Below are 26,353 nucleotides of genomic sequence, written 5' to 3'. Positions count from 1 at the left end.
TCACAAATCATTTGAAATAAAGATGACTCTAAAACTCATGCGTCATAAAAACGCAGAACGAGTAAACTTTATCGCGTTGCGAAATACTGTTTAGAAGCTACAAAAGTTGCAATGTTATATCTAAAAATAAAGGGATAGGATTAAAAAGGTACCGGTCTAAAACACCCATATGCAAGCAGTGGTTTATTCATTACATAGTTTTTTTCGCTAACGCTTCAATGCTGTTGAAAACGTTGCTATATAAAGTAGAAATATAGACTGAATGATAAAAAAGAAAGAGATTGAATATTAAAATGGACGCATTGAAATTTAAGCCAAAATGACAGCTAACATTAAAATATGATCTGTAATCAGGTTCTTTCTTTTCTGTGTGTATTTTTAAAAATAGTACATTAAATGCACTGTCTTTTAATAAAAATCTGTTCAATTCTAGAACTGTGTTTGCATGACTATATATAGTCATTGTATCGGGATTCGATTTTATGCGTTTAGCCATAAAAAAACCTAGCCAAAGCTAGGTTTTGACGAAAAGCGAGATTTATTTGTTAAACATCGCATCATGTGCTTCTGCAAGGGCACTTAGCTCTTCTTTGGTTAAATTTGGGAAAATCTTATCAATTGCAATATGAATAGCTTTAATCACAGCAGAAGAACCGATATCGGCTGCTTTACGTTTAATCATGCCTAAATCGAGAGTTTTATTAAAGTCATTCATAAAATGACGCACTGCAGCTTCAGCAAACTGTTTATACAGTTCACCAAAAGCAGCTTTATTTATATCTGCGCCCGATTTAATTTCGGCATAACTGTTCTTAAGGTTAGTGACCAATCCTGCATCTAAGCTCAGACCAACACGATAAGTGCCAGTCGCGTCTTGAAATAAACTTCGTTCTGAAAATTCAATGGATTGTTTCACCACATCATTCGGAGATTTACCCAATAGCTGCTTTAACAATACAGCGACTGTTGATTTGACATAGCCAGCCAGTTTTTCTGCTGTGTCGCGCTTATCGCTTGCAGGAAACAGATGAACAGGAGCTAATATAGTTGCACCAATGATTTCTTCATTAATCAGCAAAGCTGTTTTATCACGTAAAGGATAAAGGGGTTCACTCGAATTTTTTTTCGCGTGACCATTTTGGATACTGCTTAGAAGTTCCTCAGAAGGAATAAAACCAAAAAATGGCATCACTAACCTCAATTTTTTTATTGTCGCGCCAATCGAATGGGGCGAGGCATCCATGTTAAATCCGATACACGACAAGGGTTGATATCCAATCCACCACGGCGTGTATAGGCAGCATATACCATCAGCTGACTTGGTTTTAAATGTTGCCAAATATCGGCAAACATTTGCTCCACACATTGTTCGTGGAAACCATTATGCTGACGGTAAGAAATAATATAAGCCAGAATACTACGATAACAAGGCTTAGTACCTTTATACCGTATAAATACCGTTCCCCAATCAGGTTGACCCGTGACTGGACAGTTACTTCTTAATAAATGTGAATAAAGTTGAATTTCAACTTCTTCTTGCGCTGCATCTTCATCTAAAGAGAGTAAAGCTGCATTTGGATGATTTTCTAACTGGGTGGGTTCTAAGTCATCAATACAGATGCCTTGCGGTTTTGAAATTTCAACTTCATCAACATGAAATAGATCAATAGTCACAGCGGCATTGGCTGCAGCAGATAAGTCTTTTTCAACGGTTGCTTTAAACGCTGCCTGAGAATCAAATTTGGTAAAGTTCATACTATTAAAGTAGAGCTTTAAAGATTTCGATTCGATGAGGTTGTCTGAACTTGCAGGCAAAGTTAAACGGCCAATAGCGACTTGAGGCACACCAGAAGCATTTAACCAAGAAATTTCAAAAACATGCCACCAGTCTGTACCTTGGCGGATGCCTTCCACATGGGCATATTGTTCACGTGCAGTGGCACGTGCAATCGGAAACAGAATATCGGGTTGATATTCTGTTGGGTAGTTGGTGTCTTTACCTAAAAGGGATTGTTCTACACTCATTATTCACGCATTCCTGAACCACGAGAAAGTAAATGATACGCCACGCCATAAAGTACAACGCAACATGCAGTAATAACTGTCAGTGAAATGCCGACATTCACATCGCTATGGCCCAAAATACCGTAGCGGAAAGCATTGACCATATACACGACAGGGTTGATTAAAGAGAGATTTTGCCAAAAAGGACTCAGTGATGAGATGGCATAGAAAACACCGCCTAAATAAGTCAGCGGAGTCAGGACGAAAGTCGGGATAATCGAAATGTCGTCAAAAGATTTTGCATAAACAGCATTAATAAATCCGCCAAGAGAAAACAGCAGCGAAGTAATGAGAACTGTATATATAGTTACGAAGATATTGGTTAGGTGTAATTCAGTAAAAAATAGGCTCATCGCAGTAACAATAAAGCCGACTAAAACACCACGGCAAACGCCACCGATCACATAACCCCAAAGCACCAAGTGTAACGGCACTGGACTCATGATTAATTCTTCGATGCTTTTTTGAAATTTTGCACTAAAGAAACTTGATGACACATTGGCATAGCTGTTGGTGATGACCGCCATCATAATTAAGCCGGGCACGATGAACTGCATATAGCTAAAACCGCCCATTTGCCCAATGCGTGAACCGACTAAATTACCGAAAATCACAAAGTACAAACTCATGGTGATCGCAGGTGGGAGAAGAGTTTGCGGCCAAATACGCATGAAACGGCGAATTTCTTTATACACTAAGGTGTAGAGGGCGATACACAGTTGGTTAAAATTCATTGTGCTGCACCTTCAAGATTTTTTTCGACCATACGGACAAACAGTTCTTCTAGTCGGTTAGATTTATTACGCATACTTCGAACTTGAATACCTTGAGATTCCATGAGTTGGAATAAATCATTCAAGGTATGGCCTTTATCCATAGTGACTTCTAAGGTGACAGGATCTACTAAGTTGAAACGGACACCAATAATTTCTATATGGATCGGTTCAATGGGTTCGGCTAGATCGAAAATAAATGTTTCTTCATTCAACTGGCTGAGGAAACCTTTCATGCTGGTGTCTTCTTTAATCACACCACGATCAATAATTGCGATTCGACGGCACAACATTTCAGCTTCTTCTAAATAGTGTGTCGTTAAAATAATAGATGTGCCTTTTTCGTTCATTTCAGTGAGGAAATCCCACATCGAACGGCGTAGTTCAATATCAACACCAGCAGTCGGCTCATCTAAAATCAGCAGTTTAGGTTCATGCATCATGGCACGAGCGATCATTAAACGGCGTTTCATACCGCCCGATAACATGCGTGCTTGGGTGCTACGTTTTTCCCAAAGGCCAAGCTTTTCTAAATATTCCTCTGCACGTTTCTCTGCTATCTTTTTAGAAATACCGTAATAACCAGCTTGAGTCACCAAAATATCAAATGTTTTTTCAAATTGACCAAAGTTAAATTCTTGAGGTACAACGCCCAAACACTGCTTTGCATGCGAGGGATGGGTATCTAAATTGTGCCCAAAGATTTCAACAGAACCTGAAGTTTTACGGGTTAGTGAACTGATAATACTAATCGTGGTAGATTTTCCTGCACCATTGGGACCTAAAAGTGCATAAAATTCACCTTCGGGTACTGTTAAATCAATACCTTTAAGCGCCTGAAACCCATTTTTATAGGTTTTTGACAGCTGCTTTAACGTTAGTGCATCAGTCATAAATAATTCACTCTATAAATAGTGTGAGTATTGTGCGATATCGGGGCAAATAAACCAAGTAAATCGTATGGAATTCTGCATTTTAAAAATAGAACGTTGTATAAAGCTTAAGCAGAAAAATACCTAACATCTATATAGTTGCTTTACCTTACAGTTTTTTTTGTTATGATGTGCGCAATCCAAAATAAGCGCTCATAGCTCAACTGGATAGAGTACAGGTCTCCGAAGCCTGTGGCGTGGGTTCGAGTCCCGCTGAGCGCACCATTTTATTGTTATTTATCAATAACTTGAATTTATTTGTGGGTGTATTTTAATTGGTTTTTGAGGGAAGAAATTCCCATATCACTCCCATGAAAATAATAAGAGCAAAGTGAAAAACATATAAAACCCCCTATTTATGGAAAATAAAAAATATTTGGGGACTAGCGTTTTTTTGAAGTAATAAAGTAATATTTTTCTATAATCCTATTTAATACAATAACTTATATCATTTTTAAAAAGTAATTTAGAGGTAATATTTAAGTAATTTATTACTGTGAAAAAAGGTGATATTTATAAATATTTAACTTTAATAAAATCAATATCTTATAAAATATTACCTCAAAAATTACCTTTAAATGTAATGTATTTTTATCATTTAATTCAATTACTTAAAATAACTTATTACTTTATTACCTCTAGAGTTGTCCACTACCGGCTTTGTTGCATAAAGGCTTTAAAGATAGAGTTTCTCTAAGTAACTCAAATTTAAGTGACAACTTGGGTATGAGGGTGACCTAATTCTGTGAATTTGTTCAAAACTGCTACACGTGCATGAATCTCATTCACCTGACTAGGAAAACTCCTTGCTGTTAATTTATCGCCCAATAATTTGATGCAATGCATCTTGGTTTCAACCAAACTTCGACGATGGTAGCCTGCCCATTTTTTCCATAGCGTCCTACCTAGATGTTTAACAGTACGAAGTAATTCATTTCTCTCTAGCGAGCTGGTCTTTTTATCTTTCCATGGCTTCGCATTTTTTCTAGGTGGAATCACCGCATGTGCATCTCGATCTGAAATGACTTGTCGGCAGAGCTTTGTGTCATATGCGCCATCAGTATAGACCGAATCAATTCGTTCATCCAAGGGAATTTGAGAAAGTAAATCATCGAGTACTTGCGAATCGCTCACATTATTTGTAGTAAGCTGTACTGCACGTATTTGAAGGGTTTCAGCATCTATAGCAATATGTAGCTTGCGCCATTGACGACGATATTCAGGTCCATGTTTCTTACGTTTCCATTCACCTTCACCTAGAAATCTCAAGCCAGTGGAGTCTACGAGTAGATGTAGCCCATCACTACTTTTTTGATAGCTAATCGCAATATCAATATGCTTTTGTCTACGACAAAGGGTGGAGTAATCCGGAGCTGTCCAATCTAATCCCCAAAGCTTAATCAGGCTTTGAACAAAACCTGTAACCATGCGTAAAGAGAGTCGAAATAGGGATTTAATCATTAGGCAACATTGGATTGCTATATCAGAATAAGTTTGATTTCGACCTTGTTTGCCCTTTGCTTGTGCATACCACTGAGTTTTTGAATCAAACCAAATGGCAATATTTTCCACGATTAATAAGTGCGCGGTTGTATGTAGACCAATTGAGAGTACAGTAAATTTTAAGTGTGGGCTTATTCATTTGAAAATTATATTGTGGAATAAGCCCTTAACGATAGGTTTGTGCAACAAAGCCAAAGTTCACTATATTTATACTGCATCTAAATGAAAAGAATCTATTGAAAACACGATTATAAAAGTCATGCACCAAAATAGTGGAGATGGGAAACTTAATAGAACATTTATCCTTTTGTACTGGCTAAATAAAATAGGCAAATGATTGATAAAATATATTAAGATATTGAAAAATAAATAATAATTAGAGTTGGCATGATGTGTGCAACACAGTATTCAAACTTGGATACAAGAATGAGCACATCAATGAACTCAATAAAAACTTTAGGCTGGACCTTAGCGGAATGGAAAGCGGGCTACGCGAATAACATAATTCAACTCGAAGACTTATATGCCATGGTTGAGCAATTTGACCATGCAGACCCAGCATGGATATCCATTGCATCGATAGAACAATTAACTGCACAGATTGACGCTTTAAAACAAATTGAAAATTCTGCGGCCTTACCTTTATTTGGTGTGCCTATTGCAGTGAAAGACAATATAGATGTGGTAGGTTTTGCATCTACCGCTGCATTTAAGTTATTTACGGACATAAAAACTGAAGATGCCTTTGTGGTGCAACGATTAAAACAAGCAGGTGCCATCATTGTTGGCAAAACCAATTTAGATCAATTTGCCACAGGATTGGTCGGTACACGTTCACCATTTGGTACAGTGGCAAATACTTTTAATCCTGACTATGTAAGCGGTGGTTCAAGTTCAGGTTCAGGCAGTGTGGTGGCGCGTGGTTTAGTCCCGATTGCGCTCGGTACAGATACAGCAGGCTCAGGGCGTATACCCGCAGCATTTAATAATATTGTTGGCTTAAAGCCGACCAAAGGTCGCTTTTCAAATACTGGCTTACTGCCTGCGTGTAAAAGCTTAGATTGCATTTCAATTTTTGCTTTAACTGTCGTTGATGCAACTGCAGTGGCAGAAGTTATGGAAGGTTTTGATGTAACCGACAGTTATTCACGTGTGAATCCTGCTACAGCGCCTGCAAAGTTCAGCGCACAATTAAATTTAGCCATTCCAAAACAATTAGAATTTTTTGGTGATGCTCAATCGGCGGATGCATTCCAGCAAGCACTGACTGAATTAAAAAACTTAGGCGCAGAACTAACAGAAATTGATTTCAGTGCTTTTAGTCAATTGGCGAGCCAACTTTACCAAGGGTCATGGGTCGCAGAGCGTACTGCTGCAGTTGCAGATTTATTAGAAACATCGGTACAAGACTTTGATCCAACAGTTTTGGAAATTATTCAAAAAGGCCAGCAGTACACTGCGGTGGATGCTTATAACGCCGAATATTTAAAGCAAGAATTGGCTCGAGACATTCAGCAAACCTTAGCGCAATTTGATGCCTTAGTGGTGCCAAGCTCGCCAACCATACACACACTTGCAGAAATGGCTGAATCGCCAATTGAAAATAATAGCCACTTTGGCACCTATACCAACTTTACCAATTTAGCAGACCTGAGTGCCATCGCTGTACCTGCAGGCTTTCGTGCCGACGGGCTGCCTTTTGGAATCACATTCATTGCACCGGCTTGGCACGATACGGCTTTAGCAGATTTTGCCGAAAAATGGCAAAAGCATTTGAAATTACCACTCGGTGCAGTAGCTAAAACATTGCCTGAAGCAAATTCAGTCATGTCTGCACCATCCGCGCAACATTTTCGAGTTGCAGTCGTAGGCGCACATCTCACAGGCATGCCACTCAATTTCCAACTGACAACACGCCAAGCCGTGCATGTCGAAACCACAACCACTTCTGCTGATTACGCCCTCTATGCATTGCCAAGCACTGTACCGCCGAAACCAGGTTTAGCGCGTCAGGAAGCGGGTCAAAAAATTATTGTCGAGCTTTGGGATATTCCAAAAGCACGCTTTGGTGAATTTGTCGCCGAAATTCCAACACCACTGGGTATGGGCAATATCGAGCTTGCCGATGGACGTTGGGTGAAAGGCTTTATTTGTGAACCTTATGGCCTAAACGGTGCAAAAAATATCAGTGAATTTGGCGGCTGGCGCGCCTATATCCAATCACTGCAAGCAACAACAGCAAAATCAAATTAAAAAAATCGGGGAAATAATCATGTTTAAAACAGTTTTAATTGCAAACCGTGGTGAAATTGCTGTTCGTGCGATTCGTACATTAAAGAAACTCGGTGTTCAGTCGGTTGCCGTATATTCAGAGACAGACCGTTATGCACAACATGTTTTAGATGCAGATGTGGCGGTTTCACTTGAGGGCATCAAACCTGCAGAGACTTATTTAAGTATTGAAAAATTGATTCAAGCAGCTAAACAAACTGGCGCTGAAGCAATATTTCCCGGTTATGGTTTTCTATCTGAGAGTGCCGACTTTGCCCGTGCATGTGAAGAAAATAACATTGCCTTTATGGGGCCAACGGCTGAACAAATTTTAGAGTTTGGTTTGAAGCATCGTGCACGTGAATTGGCTGCGGCAGCCAATGTGCCGATGACACCGGGCACAGGATTATTAGGCAGTTTGGATGAAGCGCTCGCATCTGCTGCAGAGATTGGTTATCCAATCATGTTGAAAAGCACCGCTGGCGGTGGCGGTATTGGTTTAACCCGCTGTGATGATGAACAATCATTAAAAGATGCGTATGAAAGTGTAAAGCGTCTAGGCGAGCAGTTCTTTAAAGATGCGGGCGTGTTTCTCGAACGTTTTGTCGATAAAGCTCGTCATGTCGAAGTACAAATTTTTGGTGATGGTTTAGGTCAAGTCGCTGCTTTTGGTGAGCGTGACTGTTCCTTGCAGCGTCGTAACCAAAAAGTGGTGGAGGAAACACCTGCACCGCACTTACCAGAAGCAACACGTCAAAAATTGCACCGTGCTGCTGTAGAGCTTGGTCAATTGGTGAAATACCGCAGCGCAGGCACAGTTGAGTTTATCTATGATGCTGCCCGTGATGAAGTGTATTTCCTTGAAGTGAATACCCGTTTGCAGGTTGAACACCCTGTAACGGAAATGGTGACGGGTTTAGATCTGATTGAATGCATGCTGAAAGTGGCGGCAGGTGATGCTTTAGATTGGGACAAACTCAGCAATATTCAGCCCAATGGCGCTGCCATTGAAGTGCGAATCTATGCGGAAGACCCAGTGAAAAACTTCCAGCCAAGTCCGGGTGTACTCACGGATGTATATTTCCCTGAAGATATTCGTGTGGATACTTGGGTGTCAACAGGCACAGAAATTTCACAATATTTTGACCCGATGATTGCCAAAATTATTGTGCATGCAGCAGACCGAGACAGTGCGATTGCTAAGCTAAAAACAGCCTTGGCTGAAACCCGCCTGAATGGCATCAGTACCAACTTAGACTATGCACATACCGTAGTTTCAGATGCACGCTTTGAAAATATGCAAATCTGGACACGTCTACTGGATGATTTTAAATACGTGCCAAATGTAATTGAAGTGCTGCAACCGGGCACGCAAAGTTCGATTCAAGACTATCCGGGGCGTGTGGGCTATTGGGATATTGGTGTACCGCCATCAGGCCCGATGGATGATTATGCATTTCAGTTGGCCAATCAAATTGTCGGTAATCCAAAATCGGCAGCAGGCTTTGAGTTTACCTTACAAGGGCCGAGTCTAAAATTTCATGCAGACAACATTGTAGCCCTTGCAGGTGCGCCATGTAGCGCGACTCTAGATGGTGTGAATGTCGATTTTTGGCAACCGATCAGCATCAAAGCAGGGCAAACATTAGTACTTGGACAAGTTGAGTCGGGTTGCCGTACTTATCTTGCGATCCGTAACGGGCTAAATGTACCTGAATATCTAGGCAGCCGCTCAACCTTTGCATTGGGTAATTTTGGCGGTCATGCAGGGCGAGTGCTGCGTGCAGGTGACATGATTAAAATGGTCAATCCAAGCTTGCCTTTAGATGGATTGGAAATTGCAACAGCAGCACCGCAAGCTTTAGCTGCAGACCGTATTCCAAGCTATGGCAAAGAATGGAAAATTGGTGTGCTCTATGGCCCGCATGGCGCACCAGATTTCTTTAAACCTGAATATATTGAAGAATTTTTTGCTTCAACATGGAATGTACACTTTAACTCAAACCGTTTAGGCATTCGCTTAACAGGCCCAACCCCAAGCTGGGCACGTGAAAATGGTGGTGAAGCAGGTTTGCATCCATCCAATGTGCATGACTGTGAATATGCTATTGGGGCGATTAACTTCACCGGTGATTTCCCTGTGATTTTGGCTAAAGATGGCCCAAGCCTCGGTGGCTTTGTTTGCCCAGTGACGATTGCCAAAGCTGAACTTTGGAAAATTGGTCAACTTAAGGCAGATGACAGTATTAGTTTCTATCCGATGAGTGTTGAACAAGCCAATGCATTGGAAGTTCAGCAAATTGCCGATATCCAAAACTTTGCTCAAGCACCTGAAAAGTCAGCGTTGGTCAATTTTGAATGCAAGCCTGAAGGGATATTGGCTGTGCGTGAAGCGGATGCACATGCGCCAAAAGCGGTCTATCGTCAGGCAGGTGACAGTTATATCTTGTTGGAATATGGCGAAAATGTCCTCGATCTTGCATTGCGCTTACGTGTTTATAGACTGATGCAGCTCATTCGTGAAGCGAATATTGATGGAATCTTAGAGCTTTCACCAGGTGTACGTTCACTGCAAATTAAATATGATGGATTGCGTTTCAGCCAAGCGAATTTAATCCAGTTCTTATTAGGACTCGAAAATGAGATGGGAGATTTGAGCCAAATCAAGATTCCATCCCGTATTATTCACTTGCCGATGGCATTTGAGGACTCGGCCACTTTAGGTGCTGTGGAACGTTATCAAGAAAGTGTCTGTGCCAAAGCGCCTTGGTTGCCAAATAACGTCGATTTCATTCAGCGCATTAATGGCTTAGACAGTCGTGAGCAAGTCAAAGACATTCTTTTTGATGCAAATTACTTAATTTTAGGTTTGGGCGATGTGTATTTAACTGCACCTTGTGCAGTGCCAATTGATCCACGTCATCGTTTGCTCAGCTCGAAATATAACCCTGCACGTACTTTTACTGCAGAAGGCACAGTGGGTATTGGCGGTATGTACATGTGTATCTATGGCATGGACTCACCGGGCGGTTATCAGTTGATTGGCCGTACACTGCCTATTTGGAATAAGTTTAAAAAGAACAAACAGTTTGGCGATCAGCAATGGTTCTTACGCTTCTTTGATCAAATTAAATATTATGAAGTAACCGAAGCTGAACTGGATCAATTCCGTGCCGACTTTGCCAATGGTGTGGCGGAAATCAAAATTGAAGAAACTGAATTTGATTTTGCAGCCTATCAAGCCTTTTTGGAAACAGAGAAGGACAGTATTGCCGAATTTAAAGCACAGCAGCAGCAGGCATTTACAACTGAAGTTGAACGCTGGAAAGATGAGTTTGATGCACCTGCGGAAATGGAAATCCTGCAAGATGATACCGACTATAGCCAGTATGCAGCTTTAAATGCATCGATGACCGGCAACATTTGGAAAATTTTTGTCGAAGCTGGACAGTCTGTGAAGAAAGGTGAGACTGTAGCCATTATTGAAGCGATGAAAATGGAGCTTCCAGTCTATGCCGATGATGATGGTATCGTGAAAGCGATTATTTGCCGTGCAGGACAAACGGTACATAGCGGTGAACCGCTAGTTTATATGGAATAAACATGAGCTCAGCTATTGTTGGGAAAAGCTCAGACAACTTGTCTGAGCTGGTTTTCCAAAAAATAAAAAACGATATCTTTGATTTTCAGCTCAAACCTGGTGCACGTTTTACCGAATCTGAAATTGCAGAATTGTATGAAGTCAGCCGTACACCCGTACGGCAGGCTTTATACCGTTTACAGCAAGATGGTTATGTAAGGGTGCATTTTCGCAGCGGTTGGGAAGTGAAGCCACTCAATTTTAAAGCCTACGAAGAACTGTACGATTTACGGATTTTGCTGGAATGCTATGCCATTGAGCAGCTCTGTAAAATGGAATCAGAGCAGCTCAAACAGGCTTTACAGGACTTAGTAAATGTGTGGTGTATTCCGCCTGAGCAGTTTTTGCATGATTTAAAAACTTTATCGATGCAAGATGAAGCATTTCACTGCCAATTGCTTGAAGCAATCGGTAATAGTGAAATGGCAAAGGTGCATCGAGACGTCAGTGAAAAAATCCGTATTATTCGCCGTTTAGATTTTTCTAAAGATTATCGAATTGAAGCCACTTATGCAGAGCATCAACAGATTTTACAATTGATCCTTGGGCATAATGTGACAGCGGCATTAGAGAAAATGCGCAGCCATATTCAGCAAAGTAAAGAAGAGGTGAAAAAAATTACTTTGGAAATGTTGGCGCGAATGGCATAGAACTATTTGCAAAAGATCTAGCTCACGATAATTCACGGTAGATATGTATTTTACGAGTCAATCTGTGTCGTTAGGGGCGTACTTAGAGCTATAAATAGATGTATTCATTGGTTAATATGATGGAGAAAAATAAAAAAGACCACGAAGGGGAGATTCTTTATTTCAACTTTAGAAAACGCGATTTCATTGGCGACTGAACGCCATTTCGAACAAGTCGATAAAGCGGGTCAAGCTTATATTCAGCATCCACTTCGTGTGATGCAAAATGTGCAACATCCCGATGCTAAAATCGTCGCTGTATTACATGACATTTTAGAAGATACTGCGACAACGACGGATGAGCTTCGTGCTATGGGTTTTCAAGCCCATATTATCGACGCGATACTAGCACTGACTAAAACAGCCGGTGAGAACCGATTTCAAGCTGCGCAGCGTACTGCTAAAAATGCAATTGCGTGTGAAGTAAAACTCAGTGATTTACACGACAATATGGATTTGTCTCGCTTAACTTTGGTCACAGCAAAAGATCGACGTCGTTATCAACAATATTTAAAAGTTAAAAGTAGATTAGAGCGTGCTCGGAGCGTCCATTTACATTTGATCGATTTAAATCTAACAACAGATTATCCGAGATTTCAATTTCAAAGTTCAAAGCAAAATTTTCAATATCTGCTTAATGCGATGTTTGATCTAGAGCATTCATTAGGTGGCGTTCAGATTGGAAGTCCACATGAGTGGTGGATTTTATTTGAAGATGTCAGTGCATATTTTGCATATTGCCAAAGAAAGGGTGCCGTTCCCAAGCAGGCAACATTCTTAGATTTAATTTTAACCACAGATCGGGACTATTTCGGGGGCATCTTTCAAGCTGAACAAGATCGGCAATTATTTGCTTCTATGTTTGGCGTCTTTATGCAAAATCATTTTTATCGCGTGGAAACTTAAGACAGAAACTGTAGACTGTATCGGCAATACAACAATATAAAGTCACCATTGATTGATGAATTTTATCTAAATGTTGAGCTACTGAGCGTCATTTAAAAACATCTCAAAATGCTTGATTTCGAGATGTTTAAAGTGATTCCATCTATTTAGACGTAAATGAATTTTGAAATTTTATCGGCACATTCTATGACGGTATTGGCAACTTCTCCACGGAATTGAGCTTCTGTATAGGTGCTCAAAGGGCAACTGACCGACAAAATAGCGCTCATTTTCCCACTTGCCTGACTATATATAGGCGCAGCACAAGCGGCCATATCTGTATTGAAATGTCCCCAGCTCACCATAAATGGCTGATTGCGTACTTCACGTAGTCGTTCTAATAAAGCCTCAATATTACGCGGTGTACGTTCCGAAAATATTTTCCAATCTTGAATATTTTCATAACGCTTGATGACTTCAGCTTCCGAAAGTTGCGACAAAATCAATTGACCAATCACCGTTGCATGTGCAGGCCAGCGTGTGCCGATATGCACGGTACTGGTAAATGGACCATTGGACTGAACATTGCTGACGAAAACAATATCTGTGCCTTCTAAAACCGATAAATGCACCGCAATTTTAATTCGGTCACGCAGTTCGCGCATGATCGGCGCAGCCAAATCGGTCAGTGATGATTTAGATAAGCTGTTAAAGCCCAGTTCCATCACATTGCTGTTGAGCGCATAGGTTTTTTGCGACATTTTTCGCAGGTAGCCGCAGTGCTCTAAGGTGTGAATTAAACGAAAAGCGCTGGAACGGTTTACATCTATTTTTTCCGCGATTTCAGAAATGGTCATTTCCTGATGATGTTGATCGAATAATTTTAAAATGGCCAAGCCACGAATTAAGCCTGGGACTAAATAGCGCTCGTCATTGGAAGATTCAGTTTCTTTCTCTAAAGAGGCATCGTTATTAATTGAATTCATTTGCCAAGCTCATCTTTGATCAAGTTTATATAAAAATAAATAACCTATTGGGGCTATTTTAGCGGCCTAAAAATGAGATCGCAATGTTTATATATAAAACATTTATTTGTAAATAAAACATTGCAAAATGTGTTTTTTAACTATCTTGATGAAATATATAAATTTATAAAAATTGACAATTAAATTGCTCACGCATTATTCTATTCATAATGTTTCAAATATTAAATATTGTTTTGCATATAAAACATGGAAGATGAGCATATGAACTGGATATCTGTTTGCAAAGTGAATGAAGTCGCTGATGAAGAGCCAAAAGCGGTTGAAGTCGAAGACAAAAAGATCGGTGTCTTTCTTATCGAAGAAAATTATTTCGCGGTTGAAAACGTCTGCCCGCATGCATTTGCGTTACTGACAGAAGGCTTCATTGAAGGACTGACAGTTGAATGCCCGCTGCATGAAGCGATTTTCAACTTGGAAACAGGGGCTTTGGAAAGTGGCCCTGGTTGCAGAGATTTATGTACTTACCCAGTACGCGTTGAAAACGGTGAAGTTCAAATTCAACTCTAAGGCTGAAGGAAGAAAAGGAAATATTCACATGAAAGCATTTAACGAAAAGCTAGCTAAATGGATTAACGCAACGCCTTCGAATGACGCAGGCATTAACAATATTCAAATTCCGGGTCAGGTTGAACATTTGGTTTGGCAAAACCGCAGCCGCGCGCCGAGCCAATATGAATTGGATTTTGTGCAGCATTTAATTCAAGCCTTCAATAACGATGTGACAGAACTGGATGCATTAACCGATGCACTGAATCAGCAAGGGTTTAGAACAGTAGCAGGAGAGGTTTGGACCACTGAGAGCTTCTCGAAAGAAATGCAGCGTCTAGGCTATTAAGAAAAGGATTTCATCATGACTGCAGAAATTAATTTAGAACAATATTTGGATCTTGGTCTGCGTGATCAATGGTATCCAGTCTTGGCAAGCTGGGAAGTAGGTTCAAATCCTGTTGGGATTACCCGTTTAGGCGAAAATATTGTGGTATGGCGCGATGAGCTAGGCGCTGTACATGCACTAGAAGACCGCTGTCCGCACCGAGGCGCACGTTTATCGCTTGGCTGGAATTTGGGTAACCGCGTTGCTTGTTGGTATCACGGTGTAGAAGTACGTCATGACGGCGTGGTGGAAGATGTGCCAGCAGTAAATGATTGCCCGCTCAAAGGCAGCGACTGTGTAAAATCATATCAAGTCAAAGAAATGAATGATGCGATCTTCATTTGGTTTGGTCTTGATGCTAGTGAAGCGCCTGCAGAACTTAACTTACCCGATCAGCTGTCAAGTGATGAGTGGAGCTCATTCCTATGTATGGCAGATTGGAAAGTGAATCATCAATATGCCATTGATAACGTGATGGACCCGATGCACGGCACATACCTGCATTGTACATCGCACTCGATGGCGGAAGGTGAACGTACAGCTGAAATGAAGCACCGCGCAACCCAAGATGGTTTCGTCTTTGAAAAAGAAGGTCAAACTGGTGTGAACTTTGACTGGGTTGAATATGGTCAAACGGGGGCGGCATGGTTACGTTTATCGATTCCTTACCGTAAGTCTTTTGGTCCGGGTGGTGAGTTTTGGATTGTCGGTTTTGCTACCCCGATTGATGCCGACAACACTCGCGTATTCTTCTGGCGCTGCCGTAAAGTGTCAGGTTGGCAACGTAATGTTTGGCGTTTCTTGTACCGTAACCATCTTGAGCAATTGCACTGGGATGTACTGGAACAAGACCGCATTATCTTAGAAAACATGGCGCCCAATGCGCGTCAACACGAATTCCTTTATCAGCATGATGTGGGCTTATCGCGCTTACGCCGCCTCATGAAAAAAGAGGCGGAAAAGCAAATCAAAAAAATCTTAGCGCTCCGTGAAGTGAAAGATGAAAATCGCATTGAAATGAAGGAAGCGTCAAATGGCTAATGTGCAGATTTTAGCCGGCAAGCGCATCTTGGTCACCGGAGCTGCGCGCGGCCTAGGACTTGATTTCGCCCAAGCGGCTGCTGAAGCAGGCGCTGCGGTAGTGATGGCTGATATCTTGGCAGATCAAGTGCATGATGAAGCGCAAAGCTTGGCGAAAAATGGCTTAAAAGTCTCATCTGTCATGATTGATTTGAGCGATAAAAATTCGATTCAAAATGCCGTACAAATTGCCGTAGGTGTTTTAGGTGGATTGGATGGCTTGATCAACTGTGCTGCTTTGGCGACCGGGGTGGGCGGTGTAGATATGATGAGCTATGACGAAGCGCTTTGGGACCGTGTGATGACTGTCAATGTTAAAGGCACTTGGTTGGTTTCTCAAGCTTGCGTACCACATTTAAAAGCGTCAGGGCAGGGTAAAATTATCAATATTGCTTCCGATACAGCGCTGTGGGGCGCACCAAAGCTGATGGCTTATGTTGCAAGTAAAGGCGCCATTATTTCGATGACCCGTTCAATGGCAAGTGAGTTAGGCGCAGATAATATCTGTGTGAATACCATCAGCCCAGGTTTAACACTGGTCGAAGCCACAGAATATGTCCCGCAATCACGCCATGATTTGTATGTGAATGGAAGAGCAATACAGCGTCAACAACTTCCGCAGGATGTGAACGGCACAGCGATTTATCTGCTTTCAGATTTATCATCTTTTGTGACCGGACAGAATATTCCTGTGAATGGCGGTTTCGTATTTAATTAAGGAGCAAGACATGATTACAGGAATTGAAGTCCTTAAATTTGGTGTCGAAAACCGCCAAGAGGCAAAGACATTTTTAGCTGATTTTGGCTTAAAGTCGGTGGCAACAGATATTGATGGTACAGATTTATATCAAACGCAAAATGGCAGCAAACTGTATCTTTTTGATACCTCTGATGCACGTTTACCGCCAGCCATTGAAGCCGGTTCAACACTACGTGAAGTAACATGGGGTGTTGAAAATGATCAAGATTTTGACAGTTTAAAAGCAAATTTAGCCAATGAGCCGGGTTTTGCAAGTTCAGCATCGCATGTGCAGTGCCGCGATCCTAACGGCATGACCATTGTGTTTGAAAAAAGCATAACGCATGCATTGCCAGAAGCAAAAACAGAAGGCATTAACCAATTTGGCAATATACAGCGTGTGAATGCAGCTAGTCCTGTGTATGAAAAAGCAGAACCGGTAGCCATTGGCCACGTAGTGTTTTTCACACCAGATTTGGAAACGACACAAGCATTTTATATTGAGAAAGTTGGCTTCCATTTATCCGATGCTTACCGTAAGCGCGGTGCATTCTTACGCTGCCGCGGCGAAGGTTTCCATCATGATTTGTTCTTATTGTCCGTGCCGAATAAACCAGCGGGCTTGAACCATGTCGCATTTGTGGTCCGTGATATTCATGAAGTCATTGGCGGCGGTTTAAGTATGAATCGTCAAGACTGGTCAACCTTTATTGGTCCGGGTCGTCACCCAATATCATCGGCTTACTTTTGGTATGTGAACTCACCATTGGGCGGTGCTTTTGAGTACTATACCAATGATGATTACCTAACTGAAGCATGGCAGCCGCGTGTAGAAGAGCACAGCTTGGAATTATTTACCGAATGGGCAATTGAAGGTGGTTTGGACCATGAAACCCGTCGTCAAGTAAAGCCTGCCTAAGGTAAATGGTGATAAGGAGATCAGCATGAACAGAATAGTGATTGTCGGTGCAGGCCAAGCTGCAGGATGGGCAGTACATACTTTACGTGGTCAAGGCTTTGACGGTGAAATTCACGTAGTTTCAAATGAAGAGCAGGTGTTCTATGAACGTCCACCATTGTCAAAGCAAGTGCTGTCACAAGAAGCAGAAGTAGAAAGCTTGAATCTGTTTTCTCAGGAGCAGGTGAATGATTTTTCAGTGACTTGGCACAAGCCAGATCATGCGGTCAAACTAGATAAAGCGGATAAAACCGTGCATTTGGAAAGCGGCAAAGTTTTGCCTTATGACAAATTGCTGATTGCGACAGGAAGCCGAGCGCGTATTCCTGTTTCAGCTTGGTCGAGCATGCAGAATGTATACACCATGCGTGATATTCAAGACTGCCAAAAGCTGACAGAAAAATTTAAAGCTGCAGAACATATTGCCGTGATTGGCGGTGGCTGGATTGGTCTAGAAATTGCTGCGACTGCGCGTAAGCAGGGCAAGCAGGTCGAAATTTTTGAATACGGTTCACGCCTTTGCGCACGCAGTGTCAGCCCAGAAGTCTCTGATTTTCTCAAGCACTTGCATGAAAGCAATGGTACAGCGATTCATTTAAATGCGACCAAATTGCATTTGATTGAAACTGCAGATCATCATGTTGAAGTATTTGATGCAGACATTAAATTAAAACAGTTTGATTGTGTGGTGGTCGGCGCAGGTGCAGAAATTGCAAAAGAATTGGCTACTTTAGCTGAACTCGAAGTTAAAGACGGCATTGTGGTAAATGAATATGGACAAACCTCAGATGTAGATATCTATGCTGCAGGTGATGTGGCGATTCATCCATCACTCGGTTACTGCATTCAGTCTTGGGCGAATGCGCAAAATTAGGCTATTTCTGCAGCAAAATCAATGTTGGGTGAGATGACAGCCTATCAGGATATTCCGTGGTTATGGTCAGATCAGTATCAATGCAACATTCAGATTTTAGGGACTTATCAGCCTGAAAAAACTCATCAGGTGGTGATTCGTAAAACTACAGAAACGCAAATTAGTTTTTTCTATTTAGATCCAAATCAACAGCTGCTGAATATGATCGCAGTGAATGATTCAAAATTAATCAAACTGGCAAAACGATGGATGGCCAGCCAGCGCGAATTGGATCCAGCTCAATTGCAAGATCCAGACTTTAATTTAATGAAATTGAAATAAGCGTTTAAAAAATATTAGCCCATGAATGAAAGGATTTACCCATGGATAATGATGCAAAAACAGGATTAAAGCATTGGACCCCAGCGATCATTTTAATGATCTGCGTGGTACTGGCTTTCTTTGACAAAATTAGTATTGCTGTCTTGTTTTCAGATGCAACGTTTCAAGATGCGATGGGCATTGCACAGGACAAGGCAAAACTAGGCTGGCTGATGACAAGCTTTTTGCTAGCTTACGGTTTTTCGTCAATGTTTCTGAGCTTTTTAGGCGATATTTTTTGTCCTAAAAAAATGCTGTTTTGGAGTGTGACGTCTTGGGGCCTATTGATGTTTTTGATGGGTTTCACCACAGATTATTCTACGATGATGACGCTGCGCGTTCTGCTCGGTTTAGCTGAAGGCCCATTGTTTGCTTTGGCTTATACCATTGTGAAACAAACCTATACCGACCGTCAGCAAGCGCGTGCTTCGACAATGTTCCTCCTCGGAACTCCAATTGGCGCATTCCTAGGCTTTCCGATTACTGCATTTGTTTTGGCGCACTATGACTGGCACACCACGTTCTTTGTTATGGGGGCATTGACCTTCATTGTATTGATACTGATTGTGTATGGCCTAGGTAACTTACAGTTGAAACGCACAGTGGATTTGGAAGGTGTTGGTAAACGCGTAAATTTCCGTACCCATGTGGCGCATACCAAAACTTTGCTAAGCAACGGTTCATTCTGGTTACTGTGCATCTTTAACATTGCATTGATGACTTACCTCTGGGGTTTAAACAGCTGGGTGCCTTCTTACTTAATTCAAGACAAAGGCTTTAACTTAAAAGAATTCGGTGCCTACTCAAGTCTTCCATTCATTGCGATGTTAGTGGGTGAAGTCGCTGGTGCATTCCTTTCGGACAAAATGGGCAAACGTGCGATTCAAGTGAGCGGTGGCTTACTGATTGCAGGGATATTCATGTATGCCATGGTGATTGCAACTGATCCTGTGATGGTGATTCTAGCGATGTCTCTAAGTGCTATGGCATGGGGCTTCGGTGTAGCAGCAGTATTTGCACTGTTAGCACGTATTACTACAGCAGACGTAGGCGCAACAGCAGGCGGTATTTTCAATGGTCTTGGTAACTTTGCCAGTGCAGCGGCACCGGTATTAATTGGTGCGATCGTAATGCAAACCGGTAGTTTCAATATTGGCATTACCTTCTTGGCAGCAGTCGCCGTGATCGGTTCCTTCTTCCTCGCGCCATTGCTGAAACGTTATTAAGGCTTGAGCCAAAGTTAAAGCCAAGAAATCAGCCCTTACTTTTATTTAACCGATATACATGACCGTCATGACGCTTAAAGCAACTGGTGCTGACGGTAAGAACAATTTAGATCAGATCCAGCTCCACTTTTATGAAATCGCAGTGAGCTGAAATAAGGAGAGAATCATGTCTGTACAGCAATTTGAATCTTGGAAACAGCCTGAAGGTCAAACATTAGAAGAATGGATTGGCGGACGCATCGCTCGCTTTGAAACGCGTCAATACGATTATGATGCACTCAAATTTCAAGCAGATTACGACCCGAAATACCGTCGTGCGCAAATGCGTTATATGGGGACAGGTGCAACAGGTGTAGCAAATGATGGAAATACGGTGCCTGCAGAAAACTTTACCTTTTCAACTATGGTCTTGCCACCGCAGTGCGAAGGTCCGTTGCATATTCATCACGATGTAGAAGAAGTGTTCTTTATGCTGCGTGGTGAAATTGATCTTTTTATCGAACATGAAGGCGAGAAGTTTTCAACCCGCTTAAAAGAACGTGACTTGATTTCAATTCCACCGGGGATTTACCGCGGCTTATTTAACCCAGGAAGTGAAGATGCCCTAATGTGCGTAATGCTAGGTACTGGCAAGCCGACGATTCCGAACTATCCGCCTGAACACCCTCTGTCTCAAATCAAGCGTTAATTTTAGGAAGAAAAGAGATGACTTTAGTTGAGCAATTGGCACAGTTTGAATTAAAAACCGTTCAGTTTGACGGTGTACAGCAATCTTACCGTGAGGCAGGCGCAGGCAAAGTTCTGATCTTGCTGCATGGCATCAGTTCGGGTTCAGGTTCATGGGTCAAGCAGTTGCAAGATTTGAGTCATCATTTTCATGTGATTGCATGGGATGCACCGGGTTATGGCCAGTCAGATCCTTTAGCTGCAGAACAGCCGAATGCAGAAGATTATGCACAGCGTTTAAAAGGCATGTTGACTGCATTAGGCCTGAACTTAGGATCAGCTCCGGATCAAAACAAAATGATTTTGGTCGGTCATTCTTTAGGTGCAATGCAGGCAGCAGCCTTTAATGCACGCTATCCAGACATGGTAGATGCAGTGGTCCTTGCCAATGCAGCGCAGGGTTATAAAGGTAGTGATGCACAAAAGCAGCAGGATGTCTTTGAAAAGCGTCCAAAAATGCTGCAGACCTTAGGCGCATCAGGCATGGCGCAATCACGTGGGCCGCATTTGGTTGCTAATGCTTCAGCAGAGGCATTAGCGCTGATTGAAACAGTGATGCAAAACATTCAATTAGAAGGCTTTACTGATGCATCGTATCTTTTGGCCTATGACGCGATTCAAAGTTATTTAAACCCAGAACAGTACAATATTCATGTGATTAAAGGCATGGCGGATGGCATAACGCCTCCACAGGATATTCAAGCATTGGCGGATCAGTTTCAGTTGAATCCATGCTACGAAATTGCCGCTGCAGGCCACTTGAGTTATTTGGATCAAGCAGCGCAATTTAACCAAATTTTATTGTCGCTACATGACGCACGGATGTGAGATAGGAAAATGAGCTTCCAATTAGAAGGCAAAAAAGCAGTAGTCACCGGTGGCTCGTCTGGTATTGGCTTGGCAACGGTTGAGCTTTTGGTAGCCGAAGGCGCACAAGTTGCTTGGTGTAGTCGTGACGAACAGCGTTTGAATGAGTCAAAAGAACAGGTTTTATCACGGTACCCAAATGCTAAAGTCTTTACCTCAACTTGCAACGTTTTAGATAAAGTTGATGTGAAAAAATTTGCAGATCAAGTTCAAAAAGAATTTGGTGGCGTGGATATTTTAATTAATAACGCAGGCCAAGGTCGTGTTTCAAACTTCGAAAATACTGCGGATGAAGATTGGCTGAAAGAAGTTGAATTGAAATATTTCAGTGTGCTGCATCCTATCCGCGCATTTTTTCCGGCATTGCAGCAGTCAGAGTGTGCATCGATTACCAATGTCAATTCATTACTAGCGTTGCAGCCTGAACCGCACATGATAGCGACCTCATCTGCACGTGCAGCATTGTTGAATTTAACCCATTCATTGGCGCATGAATTTTCTCAATACGGTATTCGTGTCAACTCAATCCTATTGGGCATGGTGGAATCTGCACAGTGGAAACGCCGTTTTGCAGCCCGTTCTGATCAAAATCAAACGTGGGAAGAATGGATTGGCAATATCGCTAAAAAACGAGGTATTCCAATGGAGAGATTAGGCAAACCTGAAGAGCCCGCGCGCGCTTTGGTTTTCTTGGCATCGCCAATGGCGTCATATACCACAGGTTCCGCAATCGATGTTTCTGGCGGCTTTAACAAGCATTTATAAGGTGGGCATATGAAACAGCTGATGATGATTGGTTTTGGCGCAATGGCCAATGAGGTTCGCAGCCATTTGCCCAAAGACCTTAAATTGAAATGGGTGGTGGTACCAGAGCGCAGTATTGCCAGTGTACAGGACGCGCTTGCCGCAGATGTGCAGGTCATTTCCGATATCGACGATTGTGATGGCACGCCCGACTATGTGATTGAAGTGGCAGGCCAAGCTGCGGTGAAAGAACATGCCACGAAAGTTTTAGCAAAAGGCTGGAACATTGGCCTGATCTCTGTGGGCACTTTGGCTGACAGCGCTTTCTTTGAAGAGTTGCAAAATACCGCTGAACATTCGGGTGCACACATTCATTTACTGGCAGGTGCGATTGCAGGAATTGACGGCATTTCAGCGGCCAAAGAAGGTGGATTGGAAAAGGTCACTTATAAAGGCTGCAAAAGTCCAAACAGTTGGCGTGGCAGTTATGCAGAAAAGCTCATTGATTTAGATCAAGTGACTGAAGCCACCGTTTTTTATACCGGTACTGCGCGTGAAGCGGCATTGCATTTTCCAGCCAATGCCAACGTGGCTGCCACCATTGCATTGGCGGGTATCGGCATGGATGAAACCATGGTTGAGCTAACGGTCGATCCACATATTAACCAAAACAAACATACCATTATTGCCCAAGGGCGGTTTGGTCAAATGAGTATTGAAATGATTGGTGTGCCTTTGGAGAGCAATCCCAAAACATCAACATTGGCAGCATTGAGCGTGATCCGTGCATGCCGCAACAGCGTAGATGCGATTCAGATTTAAAAGGAATTTGGTGAGTGCCATGGTTAAAGAAATTTATATTGCAGGTGAATGGCGTTTAGGCCGCGGCAACGTGATTCAAAGTGTTTTTCCAGCAGACAATTCAGTCAATGCGGAAATTTCTACCGCAACGTTGGACGATGTTGAAGAAGCGATTACAAAGGCTGATCAAGCTTGGCGTAAGCCAGCGTGGCGCAATTCTTTGCCGCACGAGCGCGCAAAAATTTTGTACCGTGTCGCCGATATTATTGAAGCCCGCGCAGATGAATTATCTAAATTGCAAACTCGTGACAACGGGAAGCCTTTAGCCGAAACACGTGCTTTGGTGATGAGTGCAGCAGCAACGGCGCGCTTTAATGCCGCAGCTTGCGAAACATATAATGAAGAATTGACCACGCAGCGTGCATCTGACTTTTTGACCATGAGCGTGCATGAGCCTGTGGGTGTAGTGGCAGCGATTACCCCTTGGAATTCGCCAATTGCCAGTGAAGTGCAAAAATTGGCGCCAGCCATTGCTGCAGGCAACGCAGTGATTTTAAAACCAGCCGAAGCGACATCATTAATTGCTTTGGAGTTGGCAAAAATCTTTGAAGAAGCAGGCTTACCAAAAGGCATTTTGAGTGTGTTGGTTGGACGCGGCTCGGTGATTGGTGATGCTATTGCCCAACATCCTTTAGTACGCAAAATTTCTTTTACGGGCGGTACATCTACTGGCCGTCACTTGGCGCATATTGCTGCTGAAAAGCTGATTACCACGTCTTTAGAGTTAGGCGGAAAATCGCCAACAATTGTACTGCCAGATGCAGATATTGAAATTGCAGCCAAAGGTATTGCTTACGGTATTTTCAGTTCAGCAGGTCAGGCGTGTATTGCGGGTTCGCGTTTGTTTATTCACGCTTCCATTTATGACGAATTTTTAAAGCGATTAGTGGAAATCACTGAAGGTTTACGCGTGGGCCATCCTGAACAGCCAAATGTACATATGGGTTCACTCATTAACCAAAAGCATTTGGAATCTGTGCATCGGTATGTGGAATTAGCCAAAGCTGAAGGCGGTACGGTTGTTACGGGTGGTGAAGCGATCACTGAAGGTGAATTTGCCAAAGGCAGTTTCTACAAACCGACGATCATCACGGGTTTGAGCAACAGCGCGCAAACCTGCCAAGAAGAAATTTTTGGCCCTGTGTTGGTCGTTATGCCATACGACAATGAAAAAGATTTATTCGAGCAAGCCAACGATAGCTGTTTTGGTTTAGCGGCAGGGATTTGGACAGAAAGCTACCGTAAAGCATGGAAAATTGCCCGTTTGCTGGAAGTCGGTACGGTGTGGATTAACACCTATAAAAAATTCTCCATCAGCGCACCTTTTGGTGGTTTTAAAGACAGTGGAATTGGCCGTGAAAAAGGCCGTCTCGGTATCCTGTCTTATATGCAGCAAAAAAGTATTTATCTAGGTTTAAACGAGCAAGCCAATCCATGGTCGGACTAGCAGACTCAAAAAATTAGTAATCAAAAATTCAAGAATTTAAGGAAAGAACAATGACTGAACGTGTAAATGTAGGCGAAGCAATCGCTCGAGTATTAGAACAGCATAATGTAGACAGTATGTATGGTGTGATTTCTATTCATAACTTACCTATTGCCGATGCTGTTGGCCGCCGTGAAAAGATGCGTTTTGTAGCCGCGCGTGGTGAAGCTGGTTCTGTCACAATGGCAGATGCGCATGCGCGTTTTAAAGGTTTAGGTGTGGCTTTGACAAGTACAGGTGCAGGTGCAGGTAATGCTGTGGGTTCACTGATCGAAGCAATGAATGCTGGCAGCCCAGTGCTGCATTTAACCGGTCAAGTCGAACGTGAATATTTAGACCGCGATGCAAGCTTTATTCATGAAACCAAAGACCAGTTAACCTTCTTAAAAGCATCGAGTAAAGCTGCTTTTCGTATTACCAGCCCAGACAATGCAGTAGGTGTAATTCGTGAAGCGATTCGCGTTGCGACTACTGTTCCTATGGGGCCGGTAAGTGTAGAAATTCCAATTGATGTACAAGCCGCTGAAATTGATTTACCAGCCAATCTTGGCCCAGTAAAAGCTATGCTATTGCCGCAAGCGAATGATGCTGAAATTGACATGATTGCAGATGCATTGAAAAAGGCGAAGCGTCCACTAATTTGGATTGGCGGCGGTACTTTAAATGCAGTAGAAGAAGTGAAAGCGCTGGCTGACTTAGGTATTCCAGTTGTTTCATCTACGCATGCACGCGGTGTATTGGCAGATGATCATCCACGTAGCTTACGTGCATTCCATAACTCTGCAGCCGTTGAAAAACTGATGAAAGAGGCGGACTTATTGATTGTTGCAGGCTCACGTTTACGCAGTAATGAAACCAAGACTTACTCAGTTGAATTCCCTGAAAACATCATCCAAATTGATGCAAATCCAGTTGCACAGCAACGTAACTACAAGATTTCACAATTTGTATGTGCAGATACCAAAGATACTTTTGCACGTGTCATTAGCGCATTGAATGGCCTAAGCAAAATTGATGCTGCATATGATGCAGATGTTAAGGCTGCGCGTGAACATGCGGTAGATGCACTACGTACGCAAATGGATCAATACGCATTAATTTGTGATCACTTACGTGCAGCATTACCAGAAGACGGTATTTTTGTTCGTGACATCACCATGTCAGGCAGTACTTGGGGCAGCCGTTTGTTCCCAGTACAAACACCGAACAAAAACATCCACTCATTGGCTGGTGCAATCGGCTTGGGTCTTGCACATGCCATTGGTTCATCGATTGCTAACCCAGACAAAAAAGTTGTGGGCTTAGTGGGTGATGGTGGCTTGATGCTGGGTATTGGTGAAATTGCGACGATGGCGCAAGAAAACACCGATATGGTGCTGATGATTATGAATGATGGTGGTTATGGCGTCATGCGTGGCATTCAAAATAACTACTTTGGCGGTCGTCAATACTATAACGAACTGCATACGCCAGACTACAAATTGCTTGGTGATTCAATGGGTGTGAAGAGCTGGAAAGTAGCGAGCGCGGAAGAGTTTAAAACTGCAATCAAAGAAGCCATTGATTTGAATGGTCCAGCGGTTATTGAGCTTGATATGAACGCAATTGGTCCATTGAAATTTGCGGGTCCACCACAGAAGAAATTGTACTAATCCATCCGAATTGGATCAGTAAAGTCTAAAACCCTTTTGATCAAACAAAAGTGAATGAAATTGAACGGTGTAATTTCCCCGAAGGGGAATTGCACCTGAGTTA

20 protein-coding genes, 1 tRNA gene and 3 pseudogenes are annotated in these 26,353 nt (G+C 42.4%); 18 read left to right on the top strand and 6 right to left on the bottom strand.

Annotated elements, in window-relative coordinates:
• Window positions 1–538: 538 nt before the first annotated feature.
• From FTU02_RS04280 to FTU02_RS04265, 4 genes are read right to left on the bottom strand one after another with little or no spacing between them, the layout of a single operon-like run.
• Complete coding sequence (locus FTU02_RS04280; RefSeq protein WP_078191986.1) at window positions 539–1,189, bottom strand: hypothetical protein; 651 nt, start codon at window positions 1,187–1,189, stop codon at window positions 539–541.
• Between the two features lie 17 nt (window positions 1,190–1,206).
• Window positions 1,207–2,025 (bottom strand): NADPH-dependent 7-cyano-7-deazaguanine reductase QueF, encoded by an 819-nt coding sequence (gene queF, locus FTU02_RS04275; protein WP_111883994.1) that lies wholly within the window; start codon window positions 2,023–2,025, stop codon window positions 1,207–1,209.
• On the bottom strand, window positions 2,025–2,798 hold the full coding sequence (locus FTU02_RS04270) for an ABC transporter permease (RefSeq protein WP_180156012.1): 774 nt from the start codon (window positions 2,796–2,798) through the stop codon (window positions 2,025–2,027). The genes queF and FTU02_RS04270 overlap by 1 nt, the downstream gene beginning before the upstream one ends.
• On the bottom strand, window positions 2,795–3,730 hold the full coding sequence (locus FTU02_RS04265) for an ABC transporter ATP-binding protein (protein ID WP_180156010.1): 936 nt from the start codon (window positions 3,728–3,730) through the stop codon (window positions 2,795–2,797). The genes FTU02_RS04270 and FTU02_RS04265 overlap by 4 nt, the downstream gene beginning before the upstream one ends.
• Before the next feature lie 188 nt (window positions 3,731–3,918).
• On the opposite strand from FTU02_RS04265, the gene FTU02_RS04260 reads away from it, so the two are divergent.
• Window positions 3,919–3,994 (top strand) — tRNA-Arg (locus tag FTU02_RS04260).
• Between the two features lie 483 nt (window positions 3,995–4,477).
• On the opposite strand, the pseudogene FTU02_RS04255 reads toward FTU02_RS04260, so the two are convergent.
• Window positions 4,478–5,411: pseudogene (locus tag FTU02_RS04255) on the bottom strand (IS5 family transposase).
• A 299-nt stretch (window positions 5,412–5,710) separates the two neighbouring features.
• Here FTU02_RS04255 and atzF point away from each other — a divergent pair.
• From atzF to FTU02_RS16305, 4 genes and pseudogenes are all read left to right on the top strand, one after another.
• The gene (gene atzF, locus FTU02_RS04250; protein WP_180156008.1) at window positions 5,711–7,525 is read left to right on the top strand and encodes an allophanate hydrolase; all 1,815 of its coding nucleotides are present in this window, start codon (window positions 5,711–5,713) and stop codon (window positions 7,523–7,525) included.
• Window positions 7,526–7,544: 19 nt separating this feature from the next.
• Complete coding sequence (gene uca, locus FTU02_RS04245; RefSeq protein WP_180156006.1) at window positions 7,545–11,144, top strand: urea carboxylase; 3,600 nt, start codon at window positions 7,545–7,547, stop codon at window positions 11,142–11,144.
• 2 nt (window positions 11,145–11,146) lie between these two features.
• Window positions 11,147–11,833: a GntR family transcriptional regulator gene (locus FTU02_RS04240; RefSeq protein WP_180076839.1), complete on the top strand. Its 687-nt coding sequence runs from the start codon at window positions 11,147–11,149 to the stop codon at window positions 11,831–11,833.
• Window positions 11,834–11,992: 159 nt separating this feature from the next.
• Window positions 11,993–12,403 (top strand): annotated as a pseudogene (locus tag FTU02_RS16305) (guanosine-3',5'-bis(diphosphate) 3'-pyrophosphohydrolase); the annotation flags it as partial.
• Window positions 12,404–12,924: 521 nt separating this feature from the next.
• Here FTU02_RS16305 and FTU02_RS04230 read toward each other — a convergent pair.
• Window positions 12,925–13,743, bottom strand: a complete 819-nt coding sequence (locus FTU02_RS04230; protein ID WP_180076840.1) for an IclR family transcriptional regulator — start codon at window positions 13,741–13,743, stop codon at window positions 12,925–12,927.
• Window positions 13,744–14,004: 261 nt separating this feature from the next.
• Between FTU02_RS04230 and FTU02_RS04225 the strand changes: the two genes are divergently transcribed.
• The 13 genes and pseudogenes from FTU02_RS04225 (at window position 14,005) to FTU02_RS04165 (ending at window position 26,250) form a co-directional block, all read left to right on the top strand.
• A complete protein-coding gene (locus tag FTU02_RS04225; RefSeq protein ID WP_078190446.1) occupies window positions 14,005–14,310 on the top strand; it encodes a non-heme iron oxygenase ferredoxin subunit in 306 nt (101 codons plus the stop codon).
• A 28-nt stretch (window positions 14,311–14,338) separates the two neighbouring features.
• A complete protein-coding gene (locus FTU02_RS04220; protein WP_180076841.1) occupies window positions 14,339–14,638 on the top strand; it encodes a recombinase-like helix-turn-helix domain-containing protein in 300 nt (99 codons plus the stop codon).
• Between the two features lie 15 nt (window positions 14,639–14,653).
• Window positions 14,654–15,718 carry an aromatic ring-hydroxylating dioxygenase subunit alpha gene (locus FTU02_RS04215; RefSeq protein WP_180083981.1) on the top strand — a complete coding sequence of 355 codons (1,065 nt, stop codon included), beginning with the start codon at window positions 14,654–14,656 and terminating at the stop codon, window positions 15,716–15,718.
• Window positions 15,711–16,475 (top strand): SDR family oxidoreductase, encoded by a 765-nt coding sequence (locus FTU02_RS04210; RefSeq protein ID WP_180076843.1) that lies wholly within the window; start codon window positions 15,711–15,713, stop codon window positions 16,473–16,475. Before FTU02_RS04215 ends, FTU02_RS04210 begins: the two co-directional genes overlap by 8 nt.
• A 10-nt stretch (window positions 16,476–16,485) precedes the next feature.
• Window positions 16,486–17,415 (top strand): VOC family protein, encoded by a 930-nt coding sequence (locus FTU02_RS04205; protein WP_180076844.1) that lies wholly within the window; start codon window positions 16,486–16,488, stop codon window positions 17,413–17,415.
• A gap of 25 nt (window positions 17,416–17,440) precedes the next feature.
• Window positions 17,441–18,649 (top strand): annotated as a pseudogene (locus FTU02_RS04200) (NAD(P)/FAD-dependent oxidoreductase).
• A 41-nt stretch (window positions 18,650–18,690) separates the two neighbouring features.
• Window positions 18,691–19,914 carry an MFS transporter gene (locus tag FTU02_RS04195; RefSeq protein ID WP_180101931.1) on the top strand — a complete coding sequence of 408 codons (1,224 nt, stop codon included), beginning with the start codon at window positions 18,691–18,693 and terminating at the stop codon, window positions 19,912–19,914.
• Window positions 19,915–20,080: 166 nt separating this feature from the next.
• Window positions 20,081–20,602 (top strand): cupin domain-containing protein, encoded by a 522-nt coding sequence (locus FTU02_RS04190; protein WP_180076847.1) that lies wholly within the window; start codon window positions 20,081–20,083, stop codon window positions 20,600–20,602.
• Between the two features lie 17 nt (window positions 20,603–20,619).
• A complete protein-coding gene (locus FTU02_RS04185; protein ID WP_180156004.1) occupies window positions 20,620–21,468 on the top strand; it encodes an alpha/beta fold hydrolase in 849 nt (282 codons plus the stop codon).
• 9 nt (window positions 21,469–21,477) lie between these two features.
• On the top strand, window positions 21,478–22,272 hold the full coding sequence (locus tag FTU02_RS04180) for an SDR family oxidoreductase (protein WP_180156002.1): 795 nt from the start codon (window positions 21,478–21,480) through the stop codon (window positions 22,270–22,272).
• A gap of 9 nt (window positions 22,273–22,281) precedes the next feature.
• Window positions 22,282–23,073, top strand: a complete 792-nt coding sequence (locus FTU02_RS04175; protein ID WP_180076850.1) for an aspartate dehydrogenase — start codon at window positions 22,282–22,284, stop codon at window positions 23,071–23,073.
• A 19-nt stretch (window positions 23,074–23,092) separates the two neighbouring features.
• Window positions 23,093–24,559, top strand: a complete 1,467-nt coding sequence (locus FTU02_RS04170; protein ID WP_180156000.1) for an aldehyde dehydrogenase — start codon at window positions 23,093–23,095, stop codon at window positions 24,557–24,559.
• A gap of 50 nt (window positions 24,560–24,609) precedes the next feature.
• Window positions 24,610–26,250: a thiamine pyrophosphate-binding protein gene (locus FTU02_RS04165; RefSeq protein WP_180155998.1), complete on the top strand. Its 1,641-nt coding sequence runs from the start codon at window positions 24,610–24,612 to the stop codon at window positions 26,248–26,250.
• Window positions 26,251–26,353 lie beyond the last annotated feature (103 nt).

Source organism: Acinetobacter sp. YH12045, from assembly GCF_013419925.1.
GTDB lineage: Bacteria > Pseudomonadota > Gammaproteobacteria > Pseudomonadales > Moraxellaceae > Acinetobacter > Acinetobacter amyesii.
This window is presented reverse-complemented; position numbering and strand designations above follow the sequence as displayed.